Here is a 22,367-nt window from a genome sequence, read left to right on the forward strand (position 1 = left end):
ATCATTAGCTATGATTCATATTTGGATTAATAAATTATTAGTGGGATAGGTTCATATACCTTTCTGAAGATAGGGATTTATTAGTATTAACTTAACTGGTAGTTGGTAATTGGCATTTTGTGATTGATATGGATTTTTTAGCAGCAGTTTTGGAAGGTGCAACGCCTAGTATTGATGAGTTTGTTGCACAATTGGGCGATCGCCTTGTTTGACTTAAAATATTTATATTCTTTCTCTCTTCATGTAAATGCCAACTCTACTAATCAAGAATATTCATACCCTAGTCACAATGGACGATCTCCGTCGTGAAATTAGACGAGGCGCATTATTTATTAGGGATAATGTAATCGAACAGGTGGGAACAAGGGAAGAATTACCCGATACTGCCGATGAAGTATTAGATTTAGAAGATAAGCATATAGTTTTGCCTGGGTTGGTTAATACCCATCATCATTTTTTTCAAAACCTAACTCGCGTTACCCCCGCAGGGCAAAATGGCGACTTGTTTCAATGGCTGACTGCTCATTATCCTCTATGGTCAAATTTGACTGGGGAAGGGATGTATTATAGTTCTCAGTTAGCAGCAGCAGAATTAATTTTATCTGGTTGTACCACCGCCAGCGATCATCATTATCTGTTTCCTAATGACTGTACTTTAGACGATCAAATTAGGGGAGTGGGTGAAGTTGGCTTAAGGTTTCATGCCAGTCGTGGCAGTATGAGTCTGGGAGAAAGTAACGGTGGTTTACCTCCCGATTCTTTAGTGGAGAAAGAGGCGGATATTCTCAAAGATTCTCAGAGGTTAATTGAGCAGTATCATAATAATGACCGTCATTCCATGTTGCGGATCGTGCTTGCACCCTGTTCGCCTTTTTCTGTTTCTACAGATCTGATGCGTGAGTCGGCAGCAATGGCGCGGAGTTATAAAGGAGTAAGACTGCATACTCATTTAGCAGAAAATAAAAGAGATGTGGAATATAGCCTATCCCAGTTCAAGCTGACTCCTGGAGATTATGCGGAGTCTGTAGGTTGGCTGGGTGATGATGTTTGGCATGCCCACTGTGTAAAATTAAGCGATCGCGCGATCAATAAATTTGGACAAACTGTTACGGGAGTGGCACATTGCCCCTGTAGCAATATGCGTTTGGCTAGTGGTATTGCCCCGATCCGTAAAATGCTGAATAAAAATGTGCCTGTAGGCTTGGGTGTGGATGGTGCAGCCTCTAATGATGCTACCAATTTGTTCCACGAAGCTCGTCAAGCTTTCTTACTTGCCCGTGTTAGGGATGAAGATGCTTCGGTGATGACTGCCCGCAACGCTTTGGAGATTGCAACTAGAGGCGGTGCAAAAGTTTTGGGTAGGGATGATATTGGATATCTCGCACCAGGAATGGCAGCAGATTTTATTGCCGTAAATTTAGATAAGCCTGGCTATGTCGGAACGCAAGCCGATCCTGTATCGGCATTAATTTGTTGTCAAACAGATTGGATAGACTATAGTTTTATTAACGGTAAAAAAGTAGTAGATCGAGGTAATTTAACTACTATTGAGTTTCAGGACTTAATCAACAAAGCCAATAAAGTAGCGATCGCTTTAGCTAATAACAATTGAGCATGATTTAATAGCCGATTCTAATAAAGATTGACTATCATAAAAGTATAGAGTTAATCAATCGTTCATCTTTTCTTCATCCCCCTTAGAAAAGACGGAAGTAAGGAATAAATTTGGCATCCTGAAGGAACGCACCTCATAACTACACAGCAACAGAGGTGAATCTCATGAAACTAACTTATAGAGGAGTTGAATATAGCGAAGAAAATCAATATTCTTTGGCTTCAATACTGGCAACAGCCAACAAAGAAATTACCTATCGGGGTAATTCTCCCAAAGGAAGAATCAATCCTAATTTTCCCTGGTTAGGATATATCAAGCAGCTATTTAAAAAGTCCGAATCAAGACCTATTTTAGATCCAATCACATTTTGGTATAACCACAAAAGAGAATTTGTGGCGGAATGTTGGTCTTTAGGTGATGCAGATCTACTTGATCGCGCTTGGGATTTGACTGTCCACAGGGAGAAATCTCAAGCACTAAAATCAAAGCGGAAAATCCAATTAAAGTATCGTGGTGTTACTTATTATAAGTATTAGTTTTTAGCCGTTCTAAGATTAAATCTAAGCAATCGCTTATTCTTCCTTGCCAACCTGGTTCGATGATATTTGTGCCTGTCGGCTCGATAATAATTGCAGGGGAATTGATGATATCTCCTGGCTGTAATTTGACTCTTTGATATACAGGAGTATCGTACCAAGCATTATCAGTATAGATTTTAACCTTAGCAATAGGTTCTGGAGAATTATTATTTTGTCTTTCAATAATGTTTGGGGGAGGATTATAGGTAGGACAAATTAATTCTATGGAGATAGTTTCAACTATTAAATCTTTTTCTTCAGCTACAAAACCATAACGTTGTTGATATTCTCGTTCAAAGTGCGATCGCATTACTTCTAAAGCAGAAAAATCTACTAATAAACTAGAATCAGTGCCAATATATTTGAGGTGTACTTTGGGGATAATAGTAATCTTATCCTTGGTGGTTTGTTGCTGTTTTAATTCTTTTTTTGCTCCCTTAATTAATACTTGAAAAGCTCGTTCCAAATCAATTATCAAGGCTGAATTTAGTTTCGCTTCCATCGATTTTTCTTTCATAATTCTAATATCTGCCAAACCAATACCATAAGCAGATAATACTCCTGCATAGGGATGGATAAAAATCCTTTTGATCCCCAACAGATCGGCGATTAAACAAGCGTGTTGTCCTCCCGCACCACCAAAACAACAGAGAGTATAATTACTAACGTCATAGCCTTTTTGTAAAGAAATCTTTTTAATCGCATTAGCCATATTATTAACTGCGATCGCTAAAAAACCAGCAGCTATTTGTTCTAAAGTTCTATTATCTTGAATGGAATTTGCTAATGCTTGAAACTTTTGTTTGACTATCTCACAATCTAAAGGTGCGTCGGCATTAATCCCAAACATCTTAGGGAAAAACTCAGGTTGTAATTTGCCTACCATCACATTACAGTCAGTAACGGTGAGATCTCCCCCCCTACCATAAGCAGCAGCACCAGGATTTGCTCCCGCAGATTCGGGGCCGACCCGATATCTGCTACCATCAAAGTGTAAAATCGAGCCTCCCCCCGCAGCTACAGTATGGATCGACATCATGGGCGATCGCAATCTAACTCCTGCGATTTCGGTTTCGAGGCTGCGCTCGTATTCTCCTGCGTAGTGACTCACATCTGTTGATGTACCTCCCATATCAAAGCCGATAATGCGATCGAATCCAGCCAAAGCACAGGTTTTAACTGCCCCCACAATGCCCCCCGCAGGGCCAGAAAGAATGCTATCTTTACCTTGAAATAAGTCTGCGTCTACTAGTCCTCCATTGGACTGCATGAACATTAGTTTAATTGGTGCTTGCTGTTTAATTGTAGATTTGCGATCGCCTAAATTATGGCTGAATTGTTCCACATAGCGACGCAAAATAGGAGATAGATAAGCATCAACTACGGTAGTATCCCCTCGGCTGATAAATTTAATTAAAGGGCTAACTTGGTGGGAAATAGATATTTGCCTAAAACCAATTTCGCGGGCAATTTGGGCTACTTGTAGTTCGTGGCTAGGATAGCGATAACTGTGCAGCAAAACAATGGCACAGCTGCGTATTCCTGCGTCGTAAGCAGCCTGGAGATCTTGTTTGGCTTGAGATTTATCTACAGGAATTAATTCATTGCCTTGGGCATCTAATCGTTCGTTTATTTCTATTACCCGTTCGTAAAGCATTTCCGGCAAAATGATTTCTAAAGCGAAAATATCGGGGCGATTTTGGTAGCCGATACGGAGAGCATCCTTAAAACCCTTAGTAGTAGCCAAGACAACGCGATCGCCTTTTCTTTCTAAGAGGGCATTGGTAGCCACTGTCGTACCCATTTTAATGACTTCAATTTCATCCGTAGGAATAGGATCGTTTTTACCAATTCCCATTACTTCTCGAATTCCCTGGATCGGAGCATCTTGATATTGTTCGGGATTTTCTGAGAGCAATTTATGAACTAGGATCTTTCCTGTAGGGGTTCGAGCCACAATATCTGTAAATGTACCGCCGCGATCGATCCAAAATTGCCAGAGTGAATTCATCAATGTCCTTATTAACCGAAACCCTGAATAAAATATTTCTTTATCTAAAACATAATTATCCAAAGATAGCTTCTAGTTTACAACCAGGATTGAGCGATCGAGAAATAGAGCTAAAAGTAGCATCGCTACCATTTCGCTTACCCCAGGAGTTTTATGAATTATATCAATGGAAAAATGGAACTCCAGAAACATCTGATGCTTTGAATTTTTATCGGCATTTTCGCTTTTTACCCCTTGAAGAAGCTTTAACTACTTTTCCCAGAAAAGGTAGAGACAGTTATCTAGTAGATGAATACTTACCCTACGGTTGGATTCCAATCTTTACTTTTGAAGGAGAATATTATGGTGTTGTTGGTTCGCAAATACAAAGATATGATTCGCCAATTGTCTATCTTTATCATGAGGAAGCAGTTGGCTATACTAACCTTACTTCAATGATGCAAGCGATCGCAGAATGTTATGAAACTAAAGTCTATTATTTAAACAAGCATAATTATATTGCAGCGGATTCGACACAAGAAGAACAAATTGTTCTTAAATATAACCCGATTGTTAATACACCCTATTTTCGCCAGGACTATCATTATAAAACTATTGAAAAATCTCCAAGACTTAAAATAATTAATACTTATAGTTGCGATCGCACTCGTCTGATTGAGACTCGCATCGATGATTATAAAAATAATATAGGTAAATCAATTGAGTATTTAGGAGGAAAAATTATCAGGATGCAAACAAATAGAATTAGCAATAAATCTATGTACGATAGTTGGTGTAAATATGAAAGATTCTATACAGATCGCGATGCTTACGAACATGAAGTAGTAACTAAAAAAATTGGCTGGTTTCGTCGAGAAACAACTCAGATCCAACGATGGTATATCGACGAAACTCTTAAAAAAGAAATAATAACAAGCAATCGATAATAAACAGCTTGCTCGACGATAGACTAAAAACAATTTAGTTTCCCAAACTGCGATCGCAATTCGAGCAACAATCTTAGTTAATCTTAAAATCTAGAGCATTCAGCTAAAAAAGCTGCTATTAATTTAAAGAATATAACTAATTTAATCGCAAGGAAGAGAATATATGCCTCTAACTCTTTCAGGAGAACAACAGCAGCTTTTCGATCGCAGCCTAGAAACAATTGAGAAAGTTGAAGGTCTTTTTGTGGAGGCGAAGGTACTTTTTCCTGGCTTTAATCCCGATACGGCGATTCTCAAACAGCAGCTAGCTAATCCTTTCTCTATTTTTATCTGTGGTGAATTTAACGCGGGTAAATCTAGCTTGCTCAATCAGCTAAACAATCAAGATATTGCCAATGTGGGCTTTTTGCCTACCACCCAAGAAATCGAATCTTATAAACCAGAAGGTTTTGGGGGATTAGTTTTCATCGATAGTCCTGGGACAAACTCCATTATCGAGCAACACCAAGAATTGACCGAAAACTATCTACAGCAAGCCGATATAATTCTGTTTGTGACTTCTGTCGAGCGTCCTCTGAGTAAATCGGAACAAGATTTCTTAACCTTAGTCGATCGCACTTGGGCGCGTAAGATTATTGTGGCGATCAATAAGATGGATTTAGTCCAAGAAAACGAAGCTAAAGAAATTCGTACCTATGTAAGTGAAGGATTGGGGGATATTTTGGCAGAAATGCCCCCAGTATTTACTATTTCCGCTCGAACTGGGTCGGGTATGAATGAATTGAAAAGCTTTTTGCTAGCATTTTTAGCCGAAGGAGAAAAAGTCAAACTCAAGCTCAAAGGGCCTCAAAATTCTCTTCTGGTATATTTAGAACAGCTAGAACAGCAAAATCAAGCCATTCAGTCTAAATTAGCCGCAGAAAAAGTAATCTTCGATCGCACTTCTCGTAGAATTGAAGAAAGATTGGAAGAATATAATCTGTTATTTGGCATTTTCCGCGATAATATTGACGACCTGTTTGACAATCTTATTCAGGGAACAAATAGCCTAATCGATGACAACACGGCGTTTTTAACCGTCCTCAAGCGCAGAATTACCAAAGAAGACGATCTGCTCGAAGCCAGGTTGGCTAAAACCCTCAAGGAAGTCCAGCTAGACAAAAACCTCCAGGAAATATTTAAAGAAGCCACTGCAACTTTTGTTAAATATCGCGATCGCATTGTTAGAGAAGCGAAAGAAGATTTGTCTACTGCTATTGAGATCTCCGACGGCGCTTTAGCCATACCTCCCATTAATACTGAAAAGCTCGAAATTGACGAATTCGCAGCCAAAATCAAGTATGCAGCCGAAGAAGGTTTGGATAGCTTCTGGCGACTGGGAATTACCGCTGCTGCCACGGGTTTTGGAGGGCAATTGATCTTTAATGCAGCTTCTGCGGATGCGACAGCATTTTTACTGGCTGGCTTGTTTGGTTTGATGAGTTTTAATGCTCTACCCAGACAGCGCAAGAAGGTCAAAGCCGATCTCGAACAAACCTATCGCAATCTACAAGAAAACTATACCAAAACCCTCAAAGATGCTCTAGCAGGAGAATTAAATAAGTGTCTGCAACAGTTTGCTGATGTTATTCGACCCAAGCAAGAAGAGTTGGCTAGCAAAATCGCAGCCAGTGAATTGATTGAAAAGGAAGCAGAAACAATTAAAACAGAAATTACTGAAATTACTACCAAAGTAGAACAATTATCATTAAACAATTAACATTGAGCCTCAACCACTGATAAATGATAAATGATAAATGACTTTATCCCAGATACGTTAAACTTACTTTGGCTGGCATTAGGACTATTTATTGCTGGCGTCATTGAAGCGGTTTTATGGAAAACCAAAGTTTTTCAGTGGCTCAATATCCCAATTCAAACTGAATTGTTTGGCGCAAACAAAAAGTGGCGCGGGTTGATTAGCCTACCACTGGCAATGTTAGCTAGCGTCTATTTATTACATCTTGTAGAAATCTATTTACCTTTTATTCCTGAAGATGCAATCCTATTTTCTGATTTTAATCTTTTAGAATTTGGTTTGTTAGTCGGGTTTGTCTTCAACTTATCAGAATTGCCCAACTCTTTCATCAAACGCCGTTTGGATATTCCTCCTGGTGATGAAAGCAGCAAAATGTTTTATTTTGTCGATCACATGGACTCTACCTACGGAGTATTGATTCTCTGGTATCTTTACTTTCACTTTCCCCTGCATTTTATTCTTACAGGCTTAGTTGTTACGCCCTTGTTGTTTATGGGTGCAACGGAGTTGAGGAAGAAATTAGGATTGAAGTAATCGATTAAAAATTTTCTTAAAATCGATCGCTCCTCAATATGCTAAATTTTAAACCTAGATAGTATTATTGTACTCAAGAGTGATCGGTCAATAGCGATCGACAATAGACAAGTTGCCAAATTTTGAATTATGCTTTATCGATCAAAGAAACAATTTGTTGAATAAATGCCTCGTGATCGACTACTGGTTTAGAAATATAACCGTCTGCACCGCTTTGGTTGAGGAAGTTCTCGCGATCGCCCTCCATAGCGTGAGCAGTTACCAAAATTATGGGTAATTCCTTGGTTTTGGGGTCTGATTTGAGCATTTGAGTGATTTTAATCCCATCTACGGGCTTACCTTCATAAATACTATTGGCTAGAGCTACATCCATTAATATGGCATCTATCTCGCCAGAGCGAGCATATTGCAAAACTTCTTCGACAATTTCGGTCCCTTTGACTTGCAAACCGCCTCTCTTTGTTAGTATTTTGGAAAAAACCCGCAAATTGATAGGGTCATCTTCTACAATCAAAACCGTTGTCATAAATATTACTCAGGATTTAACCAAACGAAAGAAACTGGATGTTAAAAATAACGAACACAAAGAATTTCTTAGATAAAACTGTCTTATCTTTAATTGTGGTTTATCAAATTCTGATAGCACAGCTTAACATCTATAAAGCTTAATTGCGTTATATTTTTATACTCTTATTATTTCCCCTGAGTTCGATCTAAGTTTTGACATATTTTCCCTAATTCTCGGAGACTCTTTTAATGGCACAACAGCTTAATTTGTTAGGAAATGGTCAAATCATTCCTACCCCTCTTCACCAAGAAATGGAGAGGTCATATCTCGAATATGCAATGAGCGTCATTGTGGGGAGAGCCTTACCAGATGTTAGGGATGGACTCAAGCCAGTCCATCGACGTATCTTATACGCTATGTACGAATTGGGATTGACCCCAGATCGTCCCTATCGTAAGTGCGCTCGTGTGGTGGGGGATGTGTTGGGTAAATACCATCCCCACGGCGATCAATCAGTTTATGATGCTTTGGTGCGTTTGGTACAAAGCTTTTCTACTCGCTATCCTTTGCTAGATGGTCATGGTAATTTTGGTTCGGTAGATAACGATCCTCCCGCAGCCATGCGTTATACCGAAACGAGACTCGCTCCTGTGGCTTTTGAAGCGATGCTGACAGAGATTGGGGAAGCAACGGTTAATTTTAGCAGTAACTTTGATAATTCTCAAACCGAGCCAGTTGTACTCCCCGTCCAGTTACCCATTTTGCTGCTCAATGGTTGTTCGGGAATTGCCGTAGGAATGGCGACAAACATTCCACCCCATAATTTAGGCGAGATTGTTAATAGCTTAATTGCTTTGATCGATCGTCCGACTATATCCGATGAGAAACTATGGGAATTAGTCCCTGGCCCTGATTTTCCCACGGGAGGGGAAATAGTCGAAATTAAAGGGATTCAAGATGCTTACCGCACGGGAAGAGGCAGCATCAAAATGCGCGGTATTGCTAATATTGAAAGAATTTCCACAGGGAAAAAACGCCGTCGCGAGAAAAAAGCGATCGTCATTACTGAATTGCCCTATCAGGTAAATAAAGCAGGATGGATCGAAAAGACTGCCGATCTAGTCAATCAAGGGAGAATTGAAGGAATTTCTGATATCCGCGATGAAAGCGATCGCAGTGGCATGCGAGTGGTCATAGAATTGAAGAAAGATGCCACTGCTCAAAAAGTTTTACATCAACTCTATCGTCAGACTGCACTCCAGAGTAATTTTGGGACAATTATGCTGGCATTGGTCGATAATAAGCCAGTTCAGCTACCTTTACGCAATGTTTTAGAAGAATTCCTCAAATTCCGCGAAGTTACCCTCACAAGGCAATATAGCAACGAGTTGGAAGAAGCCAGCCAACGGCAACATTTAGTCGAAGGTTTGTTGTTAGCTTTGAATAAAATAGATGAAGTAATTGAAATTTTGCGCCATGCACCCGATGGTACGACAGCGAAGATCAGGCTGCAAGAAGAATTAGACCTTTCTCCCAATCAAGGAGATTCTATTTTAGCGATGCCCATGCGCCGTCTGACTGGTCTAGAAAAGCAAAAACTAGAAACTGAGTTAGCAGAGCTTCAGCAAAGTATTGATAATTTAAATAAAGTTTTAAACGATCGCAATGAGTTGATGAAGGCTCTCAAAAAAGAATTACGCAGCCTGAAGCGTAAATTTGGCGACGAGCGACGTACCCGCATTAAAGATGTGATAGTAGACGAATCAGTCAAGCAACTTCCTACGGCAAAGAAATCTAGTAGTAAGAAAAAAGATCCCAAAAAAGACCCCGCATTAATTGTATCGCCGACTCTAACTTTTGAGCGATCGCCAGAAGCAGTACTTCAAGTAACCGATGCTGGCTGTATCTATTGGCAAAATCCCGATACCGATCTTCAAGGTAATACCGCACCCAAAAAAGGAGAAGACTTCCTACGACATCAAGAAAAGATCGGCGATCGCGATAAACTAATTGTAATTGCTGATAGTGGTAGAGCCTATCCTCTACCCATAGAAGAAGTACCTTCTAGTTTGGAAAGTACTGAATTACCCGCAGTAGAATTATTATCCTCCGCAGCCCAAAGAGAAGCCAAAGGTACTGTGGCGCACTTCTTTCTTCCCGAAAACTATCGCGATCTAGATTTAGTTTTCTTAACCGAAAAAGGTATTATCAAACGCCTCGCTTCTACTGAATTAGATGCTTTAGGCAATCGCGGGCTAGTCTTAGTCAAGCTGAAGGATAAAGATACTCTCCAATATTTTTCTTTCGCTGCTGAAGGTCAAGAAGTAGTTATTGCCACAACAGGGGGACGTATCCTACGCTTACCCGTTAACGATGCCCAAATTCCGATCATGGGACGCAACGCTCAGGGAAATAGAGTCATGCGCTTGAGATTAAAAGAAAGCTTAGTCGGCTTCGATGCGGTTAAACCTCAAAATTCTTTAGCAGTAATAACTCAACAAGGATTTGGCAAGAGAATCGCCGTCAACTCCCTCAGATTGGGCAATCGTGGAGATATTGGCACTCAAGCAATTCAATTTAGCAACAAAGAAGATCTGCTGGCAGGAATTATCTCTACTACCGATAAAGAGAACATTATGTTAACCACTAGTAGCGATCGCAGGTTAGTCTTACCCGTTGAGAGTCTCAAGCTTGCCGAGAAAAATAGCCCAGGAGACAAAATAGGCAATCTCAAAACAGATGAAATTATTACAGGAATTTACCCTTTTGTTTAAATCTTTAGGCAATTTAACAGTATGCGATCAAACTAAAAACCAGCAATTCTCATTTTAAAAAAGTAACAAGCGATACAGACAACAATAAAGCTATACCAGTTATGTTAAAGCGATCGCGAAATACCACTTGTTCAGTCTTTGTTACTAATAAGAATCAAATAGTTTGTTGATAAAGTTCGATAATTTTAGCGATTACCTCGTCTATAGTTAGGTCATCAGTAATTAACTCGATCGCGTCATCGGCTTTTTTTAAAGGTGCGATCGCTCTATTACTATCTAATTCATCTCTGCGTTGAATATCTTGGGCTAGTTGTTGGAGATCGATATCATCTCGTCCTTGATTTTGTAAATCTTGCCAACGTCTTCTAGCTCTTTCTTCGACAGAAGCTGTCATAAATACTTTTAATTCTGCATTGGGAAAGACATTTGTGCCAATATCGCGACCTTCAGCTATAATACCTCCTTTTTCTCCCCATTGCTGCTGCATTTGAACTAATTTTCCTCTCACTGCTGCTTGAGCTGCGATCGCCGAAACGTTGGCAGTTACTTCTGGGGTACGAATTGCAGTAGTTACTTCTTTATCGTCTATATGGACGACAGTGGGCAAGTCTACCGCGTTGGGAGAAGTTAATTGGATCTCTACATCTTTAATTAAAAGGGCGATCGCACCTTCGTCATCTAGAGCAAGATCGGAGTTCATCACTAACCAAGTCACCGCCCGATACATCGCCCCCGTATCCAAATAAAGCAAGCCCAATTCATGAGCGACGCGACGAGTTACAGTAGACTTTCCCGCCCCCGCAGGGCCGTCAATAGCAACAATTGGCTGACGTTTTTGTAACACAATATTATCTATTAAACGAGTAGATCCGAGATAAGCTGCGATCGCTAGTAATCCTGATTTTTCTATTTGCCCTAGTGCCTGGAGATTGATCGGATCGACTAACTCAACGTATTGAATTTTAACTTTTTCTGCTAGTTTTAATTCTTGTTTGACTAAATTAATTAAAGTCTGACTATTAATTTCTCCTCGACCGAAGGCAGTTTTTGCTTGCTGTAAACTACGATAAATATTAGCAGCTTGCTCTGTTTCTTCCTCTGTTAAATACTGATTGCGCGAGCTTAAAGCTAATCCCGATGATTCTCTAATAATAGGACAGGGAACAATTTCCACAGGGATGTTTAAATCATCGACCAGACGACGAATTATGGCTAGTTGTTGAGCGTCTTTTTGCCCAAAATATGCCCGATCTGGCTCAATTATATTTAAAAGTTTGGTGACGATAGTTGCAACCCCCGTAAAATGTCCTTCTCGATATCGACCGCACAATACTTCCGTCATGGTTTGGGGTGGTATGACCCTGGTTATCTCGGTTAGGGTTTGGGTATCCCCATCGCTATTCATCGTCTGAGGATCGGGAGCAAAAGCGATCGCAACTCCTAATTTCTCGCACAATTGCAAATCTTGTTCCAATTGACGGGGATAATCGGCTAAATCTTCTGTGGGGGAAAACTGTAGGGGATTGACGAAGATACTAACAACTACTAAATCGCAATCGGCGATCGCTTTTTTAATTAAACTCTGATGCCCTTGATGTAAAGCACCCATTGTCGGCACTAAACCTATATTACGTAGCTCCTTGGCGCGATAAAAGCTAATTTGCGAGCGTAATTCAGGAATTGTCTTTAATAAAAGCACCATAGATGTTTGATTATACTAAATATCTTAAAAGACAATTATATTAAATCTAGTAAAATGCTGTTACGTCATATCAAAAAACGTATTTTCATTGATAAATAGCATTACATGTAAGGAGAGAAGTAATTGCAGCTATTTAAACTCACAGAGTGGACTGGAAATTATCAAAAGGATCTACTAGCGGGGGTTTTGGTAGCCTTGGCTTTAATTCCAGAAGCAATTTCTTTTTCCATTATTGCAGGAGTAGATCCCAAAGTTGGACTCTATGCCTCTTTTATTATTGCTATAGTTACAGCTATTTTTGGCGGTCGCCCAGGAATGATTTCCGCTGCGACGGCTGCGACTGCTTTGTTAATGTATCCTTTGGTTTCTTCGGTTACTAAAGCTGGAGGAGATGGACTGGCATACTTGCTAGCAGCTTCTATATTGGCAGGGATTTTACAAATATTGTGGGGAGTCATTAAGATTGCCAATCAGCTTAAGTTTGTTTCTCGCGCTGTAATGATCGGCTTTGTCAATGCTTTGGCAATTCTAATTTTTATGGCACAGTTACCAGAATTAGGCTTTAACGAACCTACTTGGATGGCTATATATGCAATGGTTGTGGGGGCATTAGCAATTATTTATTTATTACCCCGCATCACTACAGTTATTCCTTCTCCATTGGTAGCAATTATTGTAGTTACTTTAATTTCTATATTTACTAATAGTGGTGTACCGACTGTAGGCGATCGCGGTGAATTACCCTCAACCTTACCGTTATTTTCGATTCCCCAGATTCCCTTAAATTGGGAGATGTTACAGACAGTTTTTCCCTATGCGATCGCTATTTCTTTGGTCGGTTTGTTAGAGTCTTTCCTCACTGCTAACGTCGTAGACGATCTAACTGACACTCCTAGTAATAAGAATCAAGAAGCATTCGGTCAAGGAATTGCCAATATAGTCAGCGGTTTTTTTGGCGGAATGGCTGGTTGTGCCATGATCGGACAGTCGGTAATCAATATTAAATCTGGCGGACGCACTCGCCTTTCTACCCTAAGTGCGGGGGTTTTCTTGTTGATGTTCATGCTGTTTTTGGGATCTCAGGTAGAAAAAATCCCCATGGCGGTATTGGTAGCGATCATGATTATGGTTTCCATTGGGACATTTAATTGGTCTTCATTAAAACAAATTAAAAAGATTCCCCGTAGTGAAACCGCCGTAATGCTAACTACTGTCGTCATGACCGTCTTTTCTCACAATTTAGCCGTTGGGGTATTGAGTGGTGTTGCCTTAAATGGTTTATTATTCTCCCGTAAAATCGCTCAACTAGTATTTGTCGATAGCGTAATTGACTCCGCAGGAGAAAAGCGAGTATATAACGTTGCGGGTCAAATATTCTTTGTCTCAGTTAACGAATTCCTCAATAAGTTCGACTTCAAAGAAGATTTAGAATTAGTCAAAATCGACCTTACCCACGCTCATCTCTGGGATCAATCGGCGATCGCAGCTTTGGATAAAGTAGTAATTAATTTCCGTCGTAATGGTGCAGAGGTAAATGTAGTTGGCTTAAACCAAGCAAGTGCAACTTTAGTAGATAAACTAGCAATACACGACAAGGTTGATTCTTTTGAAGATTTAGCAAGCCATTAATTGGGACAGCCCTAAAGGGTAACCCTAGGTATATGAGGACAGTTAGGACTTATTACTTATTATTTATAATTTATTACTTATTACTGTTGAGCAACGGAGGACAGATTGAATTTCAATACTTTAAAAAGGCAGTGGTTTTTTAATACCAAACAAGACCTTCTGGCAGGTGCAGTGGTGGGACTGGCATTAATTCCAGAAGCGATCGCTTTTTCGATTATTGCGGGAGTCGATCCCAAAGTAGGGCTTTATACCTCATTCATAATTGCTGTGATGACGGCTTTTTTGGGAGGAAGACCAGGATCGATTTCGGCTGCGACGGGTGCAATGGCTTTGCTGATGATCGATTTAGTCAAAGACCATGGTCTACAGTATCTTTTAGCAGCCACGGTGTTAACTGGAATCATCCAGGTAATATTTGGCATCCTCAAACTAGGTCGCCAAATGAAATACGTCCCTAGGGCAGTAATGATTGGTTATATCAATGCTTTAGCAGTATTAATTTTCTTGGCTCAATTGCCCCAACTGACTAATGTCCCCGTTACGGTTTATATTTTAACGCTACTTTCTTTGGCAATTATTTATATATTGCCCCGCTTTACTCAAGCTGTCCCTTCTCCATTAGTAGCTTTGGCAGTCATGACCATAGCTGCGATCGCCCTCAAGCTCGAAGTCCCGACAGTAGGAGATATGGGAGATCTACCAACCACCCTACCTTTGTTTGCTTTGCCAAATGTGCCATTTAACCTGGAAACCTTAGAGATTATCTTGCCCTATTCCTTGACCATGGCGATCGTCGGTTTATTAGCTTCTTTCCTCACGGCTGCTTTAGTTGATGACTTAACCGATACTCCCAGCGATAAAAATCAAGAAGCCAAGGGTCAAGGTATTGCCAATATCGTTACAGCTTTTTTTGGTGGCATGGCTGGTTGTGGCATGATCGGACAATCAGTTATCAACGTACAGTCAGGTGGTAGGGGAAGACTATCAACCCTAGCATCGGGGATTTTTCTGTTATTTGCCATTTTAGTATTGCAAGATTGGGTCAAAGAAATGCCCATGGCTGTCCTGGTGGCGGTGATGATTATGGTTTCCATCGGTACATTCAGTTGGTCGTCTTTTAAAAATATCTCCCGCATTCCTCCCACTGAAACGGCGGTGATGTTAACCACTATGTTCGTCATTATTTTTACTCGTAATTTTGCTTTAGGTGTGGCGACAGGAATCGTCATGAGTACAGTATTCTTTTCCCGTAAAATTGCTCAACTAGTATTTGTAGATAAGATTTTGAGTGACGATGGTACTCAACGTATTTATAAAGTAACTGGTCAAATTTTCTTCTTATCTAAAGAAGAGTTTCTCAAATCTTTTGATTTTCGCGAACTAGTAGATCGGGTCACCATCGATCTAACTCTGGCTCATCTTTGGGATCAGGGGGCAGTAGAAACAGTTGACAAAGTAGTTAGCAAATTTCGGCGTAATGGTGCAGAAGTAGAAGTCGTTGGTTTAAATCAAGCCAGTGGGACTCTCTTCAATCGCTTGGCAGACAATAAAGAATCCGCAGTTATCGATCGTTAGGACTTTCGACCATGAAAAAAATTTTACTTTGTAGTGATGGCTCAACTTTTGCCGAAAATACCTACCGCTATGGCGCGTGGTTTGCCACCAACCTAAATGCAGCAGAAGTGGCAGAAGTAGATGTTCTCTGTGTGACTGACATTCGCGGTCAACAAGCAGTTTCCACAACTAACTTAAGTGGTAGTATTGGCGTTGATGCCTCAGAAAATCTGCTCAATCGCCTAGTGGAATTGGAACATGAGAAAGCGAAAATTAATCATCAGCGCGCGAAATTAGTTTTACAAAAAGCAGCCCAAACTCTTAAGGCAGAGGGAGTAGATCGGATTAATCTCCTTCACGAAACAGGTTTTTTGGTAGATTGTTTATCGAAATTTGAAGCTGACTGCGATTTAGTTGTGTTAGGGAAACGAGGGGAAGCTGCCGAGTTTGCTTCGGGACACTTGGGGGCAAATTTAGAAAGAATCGTTCGTAGTAGCCATAAACCTTGTTTAGTAACTTCTCGCCAGTTCAAAGCGATCGAACGGGTGTTGGTGGCATATGATGGTAGTCCCAGTAGCCAAAAAATTCTGCAATTTATTGCAGATTCGTCTATCTTTACGGGTTTGGAATTACATATTGTTACCGTTGCTAAGAGTACAACAGAACAAACGGCGATCGCTCAAATTGAATCGGCAAAGCAATTAACACAGCAGGCTGGATTTGAACCAGTTTGTGCTGTGATAGAAGGACATTCGGAGAAAGCGATCGCCAACTATATTACCGACCAGGATATCAATTTACTACTTATGGGGGCTTACGGACATAGCCGAATTCGCCATCTAGTAATTGGTAGTACCACAGCTCAAATACTTCGTAGCAGTCATATTCCCGTTTTACTGTTCCGCTAAAGAATTCTTTACATTTTTTAGGGGAATACGTAAAATTACTTAAGATACTATCCAAAAATTGATAGTTGCATTTCTACGGACAGAAAAATGCTGGTTATTCTTCAAAGCATCTTATGGGCAGTTTTTGGCACTATACTATACCGTGAGAAAATCGTAGGCGAAAATTTGCCCAGACTCCTGGGTCGTACTTTGTACTGGCTGGGAGTACCCCTACAAATCTTTTTTTTGGCGCGAAAATCTAATTTCGATGGCATAATTTGGCTACCACCTTTGATGACGATTGTCGTCCTCATTATGGGTCTGGTATGTGCGGTGCTGGTCGTAGAAATCTTCAAACAACTGATTTTTGTAGTTGTCACTAAACTTACGCCCCAAAATCAGCTAGAAGGTTTATTATTGTCTGTGGGATTGTCAACTTCCCTCTCTACGAGACAGTTAATCGATCGCGCTACTCCTAAAAGCAATGCCAGTACGGGTAGTTTTATTTTGGCTTCTATTTTGGGGAATACTGGCTTTATCGGTTTGGCTTTAGTACCACCTTTGGTGGATAGTAATTACTGGAGTTGGATTGTTTTATATGGTTTGGCTCATAATGTTTTGGGGAGTTATGGCATCGGCGTATTAATTGCAGACTGCTATAGTTATTCCGAGTCAAAAAATGATTGGTGGATTCAACTACAAAATTTGCTGTTTTTACCATCTCTATGGGCATTTGCTTACGGCTATTTTAGTCGAGAAATTTCCTTTCCTCGGATAGTTGAGACAACTATTTCTCAAGGTGTTTTATTTGTCGTACCTGGTGCTTTTATTTTAATTGGGATGCAGTTAAGCAAACTGCAAAAGTGGCAAAATTTGAGTTCGGGGATTTTGCCGACTACAATCAAAATGATAGTTATACCTGCATTAGCAGGGTTACTGTTTACTTTATTGGGTATGTCAGGAGATAGTCGTTTGGCATTGGTTTTGATGTCTAGTATGCCTACCGCTTTTGCCAGCATTATTTTGGCAGAAGAATATAACTTAGACCGACAGATAGCTGCAAGCAGTATTTTATTAAGTACCTTGGCATTACCAATAGTTATTTTTATTTGGTTGACTATTTTTTAGCTGCTTCAGTGAGAGACAAAGAGTCTAAAGGCATGAAATCATATCCAGTACCAGAAGCTTTCCCTGGTTCTACTTTAACTAGAGTAGCTTGTATTTGACGATCGCCAGAAGGCTTAAAGGTAACTTTTCCTAAAGCACCATCAACAGAAAAACCTGGATTAATCAAAGCTTGTTGTAATCCTTGGCGAGTAGTAACAGAATTTAAACCATTTAAAATTGCTTTAGTAGCATCATAAGCCGTAGCGGTACGCCAATTTCCCTCCATACCCCACAAAGCGATCGCATTATGATTGAATTCCGAATCTTTGGTGGCTTTGGGATGCCAAGCGGTTGGCAAGACGATTCCTTTGATATCTGATTGACCGATATCGAGAGTTTCGTAAGTATACATTGAATGATTGCCCAAAACGACTAAGCGATTTTGATTCGCTCTAGCTACTTCCAAAGCCTGATTGATTTTATTAACCGAAGGAATTAATAATAATGCTTCTGCACCATTGGCGATCGCTTCTGAAGGAATGCGATCGGGATTAAAAACTTCACTAGCAAAATCACAATTAACCGCAGTCACTTCTCCCCCCGACTCAAACAAAGATAAGGAAAATTCATCTTTAAAAGAAACACTAGCGGGAGAACTAGAATCGACGCAGATGGCAACTTTTTGACGACGAATATTGTTGGCTGCATATTCTGCCAAAGTCTCCGCCAAAATTCGGCTACTGGGGGTAGTTCTAAAAATATAGCTGCCAGCTTGAGATAATTCTCTAGCAACACTAGTAGGAGAAATCATCACCAAATTTCCCTTTTGATAGATTGGTGCTGCTGCTAAGGAAGAACTGCTAGAATTATGTCCGACAACTCCAATAATATCTGGATTGGCGACAAAACTAGTGGCAATTTTTTGAGCTATTTCTGGATCGTTATCGTCATTGGCAATTTGTACTCGAACCAAAGTTTTGATTCCATTTTGTTCTACACCACCTTGTTTGTTAATTTCATTTTGTGCTTGAGCAACACCCCGCAAAATTTCTTTGGCTACGTCAAGACTGCCACCAATAGGAACGCTTACACCAATAGTAATTGGTTGCTTTTCCCTAGCAGCCAAAGAGTTATTCAGATAAATTAGGGTTTCAGGATCGTTGGGATTAATTTCTAAGGAATTGCTAAATTTTATTTGTGCTTCTGGAAAATTCCCCGCTGCAAAGTTTTTCATTGCCAGTTGTTTGTCAGGATTATTATCCGCACCAATTAAAATCTTTTCCCCAAGGCTAGATCTCTGCTTAATTTCAAGATTGTATTGGAACTTTGTTTCTTTGCCTTGAGATTTCCAATTGGCTAGAAAAGAATTTCTCAGATTTACACCTGTGTTTGAGCTTTTTTTTGTTCGATCGATTGACCAGATACCAAAGAGAATTGCAACAAGAATAGTAAAAATGAATATTTTTCTACTTTTTAGGTGATTTTGCTCTTTAGTCATAAACTCTTCACTGTTATTTGGAGGAATCCGTTTCTTAGGAATAAAATCTGCCATAGCATTCAATAATATATAAATATATCAGCGATCTTACTGAAGATAATTTTACCTGTTTTGTTTCCCTCTAAACTTTTTTTTGGATCTTTTTTCTAGACTTATCAACAATATTTTGAAAAGTTTATAACTCAATCGAGCAAAAAAGCAAAATGAAAATAGATTTTCATATCAATAATACCGAGCAATTAATATCTTTTAAAAACTTTTGAAAAGTATCAATCGGCTCTTGAAATATTGAGTTATTTATGGCAACTAAGCTTACTATAAAATAACACCAAGAAACCGCCGACAATAGGCTTGAAAGAATGATGTATTGATTGTTACTAAATTTATGATGATTTATTTTAATTTTATTTTAATAACTTTAGTACCCCAAGATATGATAGGAAAAACTAAAGTAATACAAAAAAATAGTTTGAGTTTAAAAAAAGTAAATATATTTTTCAAAATTATTACACTTTAAATACACTTTTGATTATTCCTCGTAGATATTGTATACTCTCTCTTAAAAATCCCACAAGCAAAGCATACAATTAGAGTATATTAAATGATAATAAAAGTTAATTTTGCCCCCGAAGGTTCTACTACCCTAGATGGGTTTATCACAGATTATGGAGCAGAATACAGCCCAGATCGAGGTTTTGGCTGGGTAATCCAAAGTAGTCTAGAAGATGAAAACCCAACTCCTGTAGATATTAGTCCGAATACTCGCGATCGCATTTCCAACAGCGATGTCACGGGGGATACATTAATTCATCTTCAATATCCCACCGATCTTATTAGCCCTCTAGCAGCCGAATCAATTAAAATCCCTAGTGCTTGGGAATACGACATTGCTAATGGCTCTTACTTAGTGACGGTGGGTGTAGGCGATCCAGATTTTGTTGACAGTACCCATGTAGTCAATGTTGAAGGAGAATCTTTAATCTCTAACTTTGTTCCTACAGAAGATAATTTATTCGCTGAAAATACTACATTGGTAGAAGTAACCGATGGTAGGTTAACTATTGATGCTATTGGTGGTGAAAATACTAAATTAACTTTTGTGGAAATTGCTTCAGAAGGCAATGCAGAACTCCCCGCTGATAATGGCGAGTCAGAAGAAAGCGAAACTCCTGTCGATACTGGTGACGGGGATGGTGATGGCGAAAGCGAAATTGAAACTCCTGTCGATACTGGTGACGGGGATGGTGATGGCGATGGCGAAATTGAAACTCCTGTCGATACTGGGGATACGGTAAGAATTAATTTTGCTCCTGCATCAGCCTTTTCTCCAGAAGGATATATTCAAGATATTGGAGGTGAATATAATGACGATCGCGGTTATGGTTGGATAACTCAAGATAGTGTTGGTAGCGACAACCCCACGCCGATTAATATCAGTCCCAATACTCGCGATCGCAATAGCGTTGTCGAAGATAGTTTTGACTCTTTGATTCATTTACAATATGGAGATGCTTTTGAGAATGACAATGCCATTAGAACTCCTTCCGCTTGGGAATATGAGCTAGCTAACGGCGAATATACCGTAACTGTTGGCGTAGGAGATCCTCAATTTGAAGATAGCAACCACGTAATCAACATCGAAGGAAACTCCATCATTGCTGGATTTGTTCCGACAGAAGATAATTTATTTGCGGTTAAAACTAGCACTGTTGAAGTAACCGATGGCAAACTAACAATTGATGCCATTGGTGGTGAAAATACCAAACTAAACTTCGTGGAAATAGCTCCCAGTGATGGCTCGGAAATTACCGATCCTCCTATAGACGTTACGCCGATTGAAATTCCGACAGAAGTACCCATTCCTGTTGAGGGTGGCGGAGTAGTAGAAATGGTCGAACCGATCGCAGATGGCATTAATATCAACTTTGGCGTAGCAACAGTCGATTCTGCTGCTGGATTTACTCAAGATATTGGTGCAGCCTACAATAGCGATCGCGGATATGGCTGGGTCACTCAAGACAGTGCGGGAAGTGACAACCCCACTCCAATTAACCTATTTGCCAATGCACGCGATCGCAATACCTTATTCAACAACGGACAAGGTGGAGTCTTCCAAGAGCCTGTCCAAGACTCTCTGATTCATCTGCAATATCCTACGGGATTGGGTAATTCGGAAACTGCCGTAACTACCCCCGCTGCTTGGGAACATGCTGTGGAAAATGGTCGCTATGAAGTCACCGTCGGAGTAGGCGATCCAGATTTCTTTGATAGCGAACATACCATCAATGTTGAGGGAGAATCAGCGATTTCTGGCTTTATACCCACTGGTACGGTAGAAAATGGCTTCTTACCTCTAGATGCTCAAGCTTTCGCTACTGGTACGGTAACGGTCGATGTTACTGATGGCAGACTGACTATTGATGCAATTGGTGGCGAGAACACCAAAATAAACTATGTCAGTATCATTCCCATCACCGATATATAACTAATCCTCGTTTCTCATTGTTGAAAGTTATCCCCCAGGTAATATTGCTTGACCAGGGGGTTACTATATAGTTCTTCTGCCGTACCAGAGGCTAGAATTTGACCGTCTCGCATCACATAGGCGCGATCGGTAATAGCGAGGGTTTCGCGAAAGTTGTGGTCGGTGATTAAAATACCCATTTGGCGATCGCGCAATCGAGCAATAATTTCCTGCATTTCTGCTACTGCGATGGGATCTACTCCTGCAAAGGGTTCGTCCAATAATAAGTATTTTGGTCCATCAAATCCTGCTGCCAAAGCACGAGCTAATTCCGTCCGTCTTCTTTCTCCCCCCGATACTAAAGAGCCTAAAGTATGGGCAACTTTCTCTAAGCGAAATTCTTGTAATAATTGCTGTAAACGGACTGGTCTAGCTGGTCGAGGTATGCCTGTTTGTTCTAAAACTAACAAGATATTATCTCGGACGCTCAAATTGCGAAAAATACTTGCTTGTTGAGTCAGATATCCCATCCCCAGGCGCGCTCTTTTGTGGAGAGCTAGGGTAGTTATATTGCGATCGTTGAGCTTGACCGTACCTTCGTTGGGTTTAACCAAACCCGTGGCAATATAGAATGTAGTAGTCTTACCCGCACCATTTGGCCCCAGCAAGCCTACGATTTCCCCTGGTAAAACTTGAATATTGACTCGATTGACTACGTTTCTTTTGCCGTAGGATTTGTGAATATTTTCTAAAACTAAAGTCACAGCAGTATCGATGATTAA

The 22,367-nt window shown here is 40.1% G+C and carries 16 protein-coding genes and 1 riboswitch; of the genes, 11 read left to right on the forward strand and 5 right to left on the reverse strand.

Features of this window, described 5'->3' with window-relative positions:
- Positions 1–247: 247 nt before the first annotated feature.
- Both I4641_RS17185 and I4641_RS17190 read left to right on the forward strand, forming a co-directional pair.
- Positions 248–1,612 (forward strand): 8-oxoguanine deaminase, encoded by a 1,365-nt coding sequence (locus I4641_RS17185; RefSeq protein WP_229641809.1) that lies wholly within the window; start codon positions 248–250, stop codon positions 1,610–1,612.
- Between the two features lie 60 nt (positions 1,613–1,672).
- A riboswitch (Glutamine riboswitch) is annotated at positions 1,673–1,748 on the forward strand.
- Positions 1,749–1,779: 31 nt separating this feature from the next.
- Positions 1,780–2,151 (forward strand): DUF4278 domain-containing protein, encoded by a 372-nt coding sequence (locus tag I4641_RS17190; protein ID WP_229641810.1) that lies wholly within the window; start codon positions 1,780–1,782, stop codon positions 2,149–2,151.
- On the opposite strand, the gene I4641_RS17195 is transcribed toward I4641_RS17190, so the two are convergent.
- A complete protein-coding gene (locus I4641_RS17195) occupies positions 2,132–4,204 on the reverse strand; it encodes a hydantoinase/oxoprolinase family protein (RefSeq protein WP_229641811.1) in 2,073 nt (690 codons plus the stop codon). The genes I4641_RS17190 and I4641_RS17195 overlap by 20 nt on opposite strands.
- A 2-nt stretch (positions 4,205–4,206) precedes the next feature.
- Between I4641_RS17195 and I4641_RS17200 the strand changes: the two genes are divergently transcribed.
- The 3 genes from I4641_RS17200 (at position 4,207) to I4641_RS17210 (ending at position 7,462) form a co-directional block, all read left to right on the forward strand.
- The gene (locus I4641_RS17200) at positions 4,207–5,130 is read left to right on the forward strand and encodes an SMI1/KNR4 family protein (protein WP_229641812.1); all 924 of its coding nucleotides are present in this window, start codon (positions 4,207–4,209) and stop codon (positions 5,128–5,130) included.
- 163 nt (positions 5,131–5,293) lie between these two features.
- Positions 5,294–6,889, forward strand: a complete 1,596-nt coding sequence (locus tag I4641_RS17205; protein ID WP_229641813.1) for a dynamin family protein — start codon at positions 5,294–5,296, stop codon at positions 6,887–6,889.
- A gap of 30 nt (positions 6,890–6,919) precedes the next feature.
- Positions 6,920–7,462 (forward strand): CDP-archaeol synthase, encoded by a 543-nt coding sequence (locus I4641_RS17210; protein WP_229641814.1) that lies wholly within the window; start codon positions 6,920–6,922, stop codon positions 7,460–7,462.
- A 127-nt stretch (positions 7,463–7,589) separates the two neighbouring features.
- Here I4641_RS17210 and I4641_RS17215 read toward each other — a convergent pair whose 3' ends face one another.
- Entirely contained in the window at positions 7,590–7,988 is a 399-nt protein-coding gene (locus I4641_RS17215; protein WP_229641815.1) for a response regulator, read from the reverse strand.
- Between the two features lie 230 nt (positions 7,989–8,218).
- On the opposite strand from I4641_RS17215, the gene I4641_RS17220 reads away from it, so the two are divergent.
- Positions 8,219–10,744, forward strand: coding sequence for a DNA gyrase/topoisomerase IV subunit A (locus tag I4641_RS17220; protein WP_229641816.1), 2,526 nt, complete (start codon positions 8,219–8,221; stop codon positions 10,742–10,744).
- A gap of 154 nt (positions 10,745–10,898) precedes the next feature.
- Here I4641_RS17220 and I4641_RS17225 read toward each other — a convergent pair whose 3' ends face one another.
- Complete coding sequence (locus I4641_RS17225) at positions 10,899–12,446, reverse strand: bifunctional pantoate--beta-alanine ligase/(d)CMP kinase (RefSeq protein ID WP_229641817.1); 1,548 nt, start codon at positions 12,444–12,446, stop codon at positions 10,899–10,901.
- 123 nt (positions 12,447–12,569) lie between these two features.
- On the opposite strand from I4641_RS17225, the gene I4641_RS17230 reads away from it, so the two are divergent.
- The 4 genes from I4641_RS17230 (at position 12,570) to I4641_RS17245 (ending at position 17,644) form a co-directional block, all read left to right on the forward strand.
- Complete coding sequence (locus I4641_RS17230; RefSeq protein ID WP_229641818.1) at positions 12,570–14,075, forward strand: SulP family inorganic anion transporter; 1,506 nt, start codon at positions 12,570–12,572, stop codon at positions 14,073–14,075.
- Between the two features lie 105 nt (positions 14,076–14,180).
- Positions 14,181–15,650: a SulP family inorganic anion transporter gene (locus I4641_RS17235; protein ID WP_229641819.1), complete on the forward strand. Its 1,470-nt coding sequence runs from the start codon at positions 14,181–14,183 to the stop codon at positions 15,648–15,650.
- An 11-nt stretch (positions 15,651–15,661) separates the two neighbouring features.
- Positions 15,662–16,537, forward strand: a complete 876-nt coding sequence (locus I4641_RS17240; RefSeq protein WP_229641820.1) for a universal stress protein — start codon at positions 15,662–15,664, stop codon at positions 16,535–16,537.
- Between the two features lie 87 nt (positions 16,538–16,624).
- Positions 16,625–17,644: an AEC family transporter gene (locus I4641_RS17245; RefSeq protein WP_229641821.1), complete on the forward strand. Its 1,020-nt coding sequence runs from the start codon at positions 16,625–16,627 to the stop codon at positions 17,642–17,644.
- Here the strand turns inward: I4641_RS17245 and I4641_RS17250 are convergent.
- Complete coding sequence (locus tag I4641_RS17250) at positions 17,634–19,175, reverse strand: ABC transporter substrate-binding protein (RefSeq protein WP_229641822.1); 1,542 nt, start codon at positions 19,173–19,175, stop codon at positions 17,634–17,636. The genes I4641_RS17245 and I4641_RS17250 overlap by 11 nt on opposite strands.
- A 547-nt stretch (positions 19,176–19,722) precedes the next feature.
- Here I4641_RS17250 and I4641_RS17255 point away from each other — a divergent pair.
- Positions 19,723–21,606 (forward strand): hypothetical protein, encoded by a 1,884-nt coding sequence (locus tag I4641_RS17255; protein ID WP_229641823.1) that lies wholly within the window; start codon positions 19,723–19,725, stop codon positions 21,604–21,606.
- Positions 21,607–21,620: 14 nt separating this feature from the next.
- Here I4641_RS17255 and lptB read toward each other — a convergent pair whose 3' ends face one another.
- Positions 21,621–22,349, reverse strand: a complete 729-nt coding sequence (gene lptB, locus I4641_RS17260) for an LPS export ABC transporter ATP-binding protein (RefSeq protein WP_229641824.1) — start codon at positions 22,347–22,349, stop codon at positions 21,621–21,623.
- Between the last annotated feature and the right edge of the window lie 18 nt (positions 22,350–22,367).

This window comes from Waterburya agarophytonicola KI4 (assembly GCF_020640915.1).
Lineage (GTDB): Bacteria > Cyanobacteriota > Cyanobacteriia > Cyanobacteriales > Xenococcaceae > Waterburya > Waterburya agarophytonicola.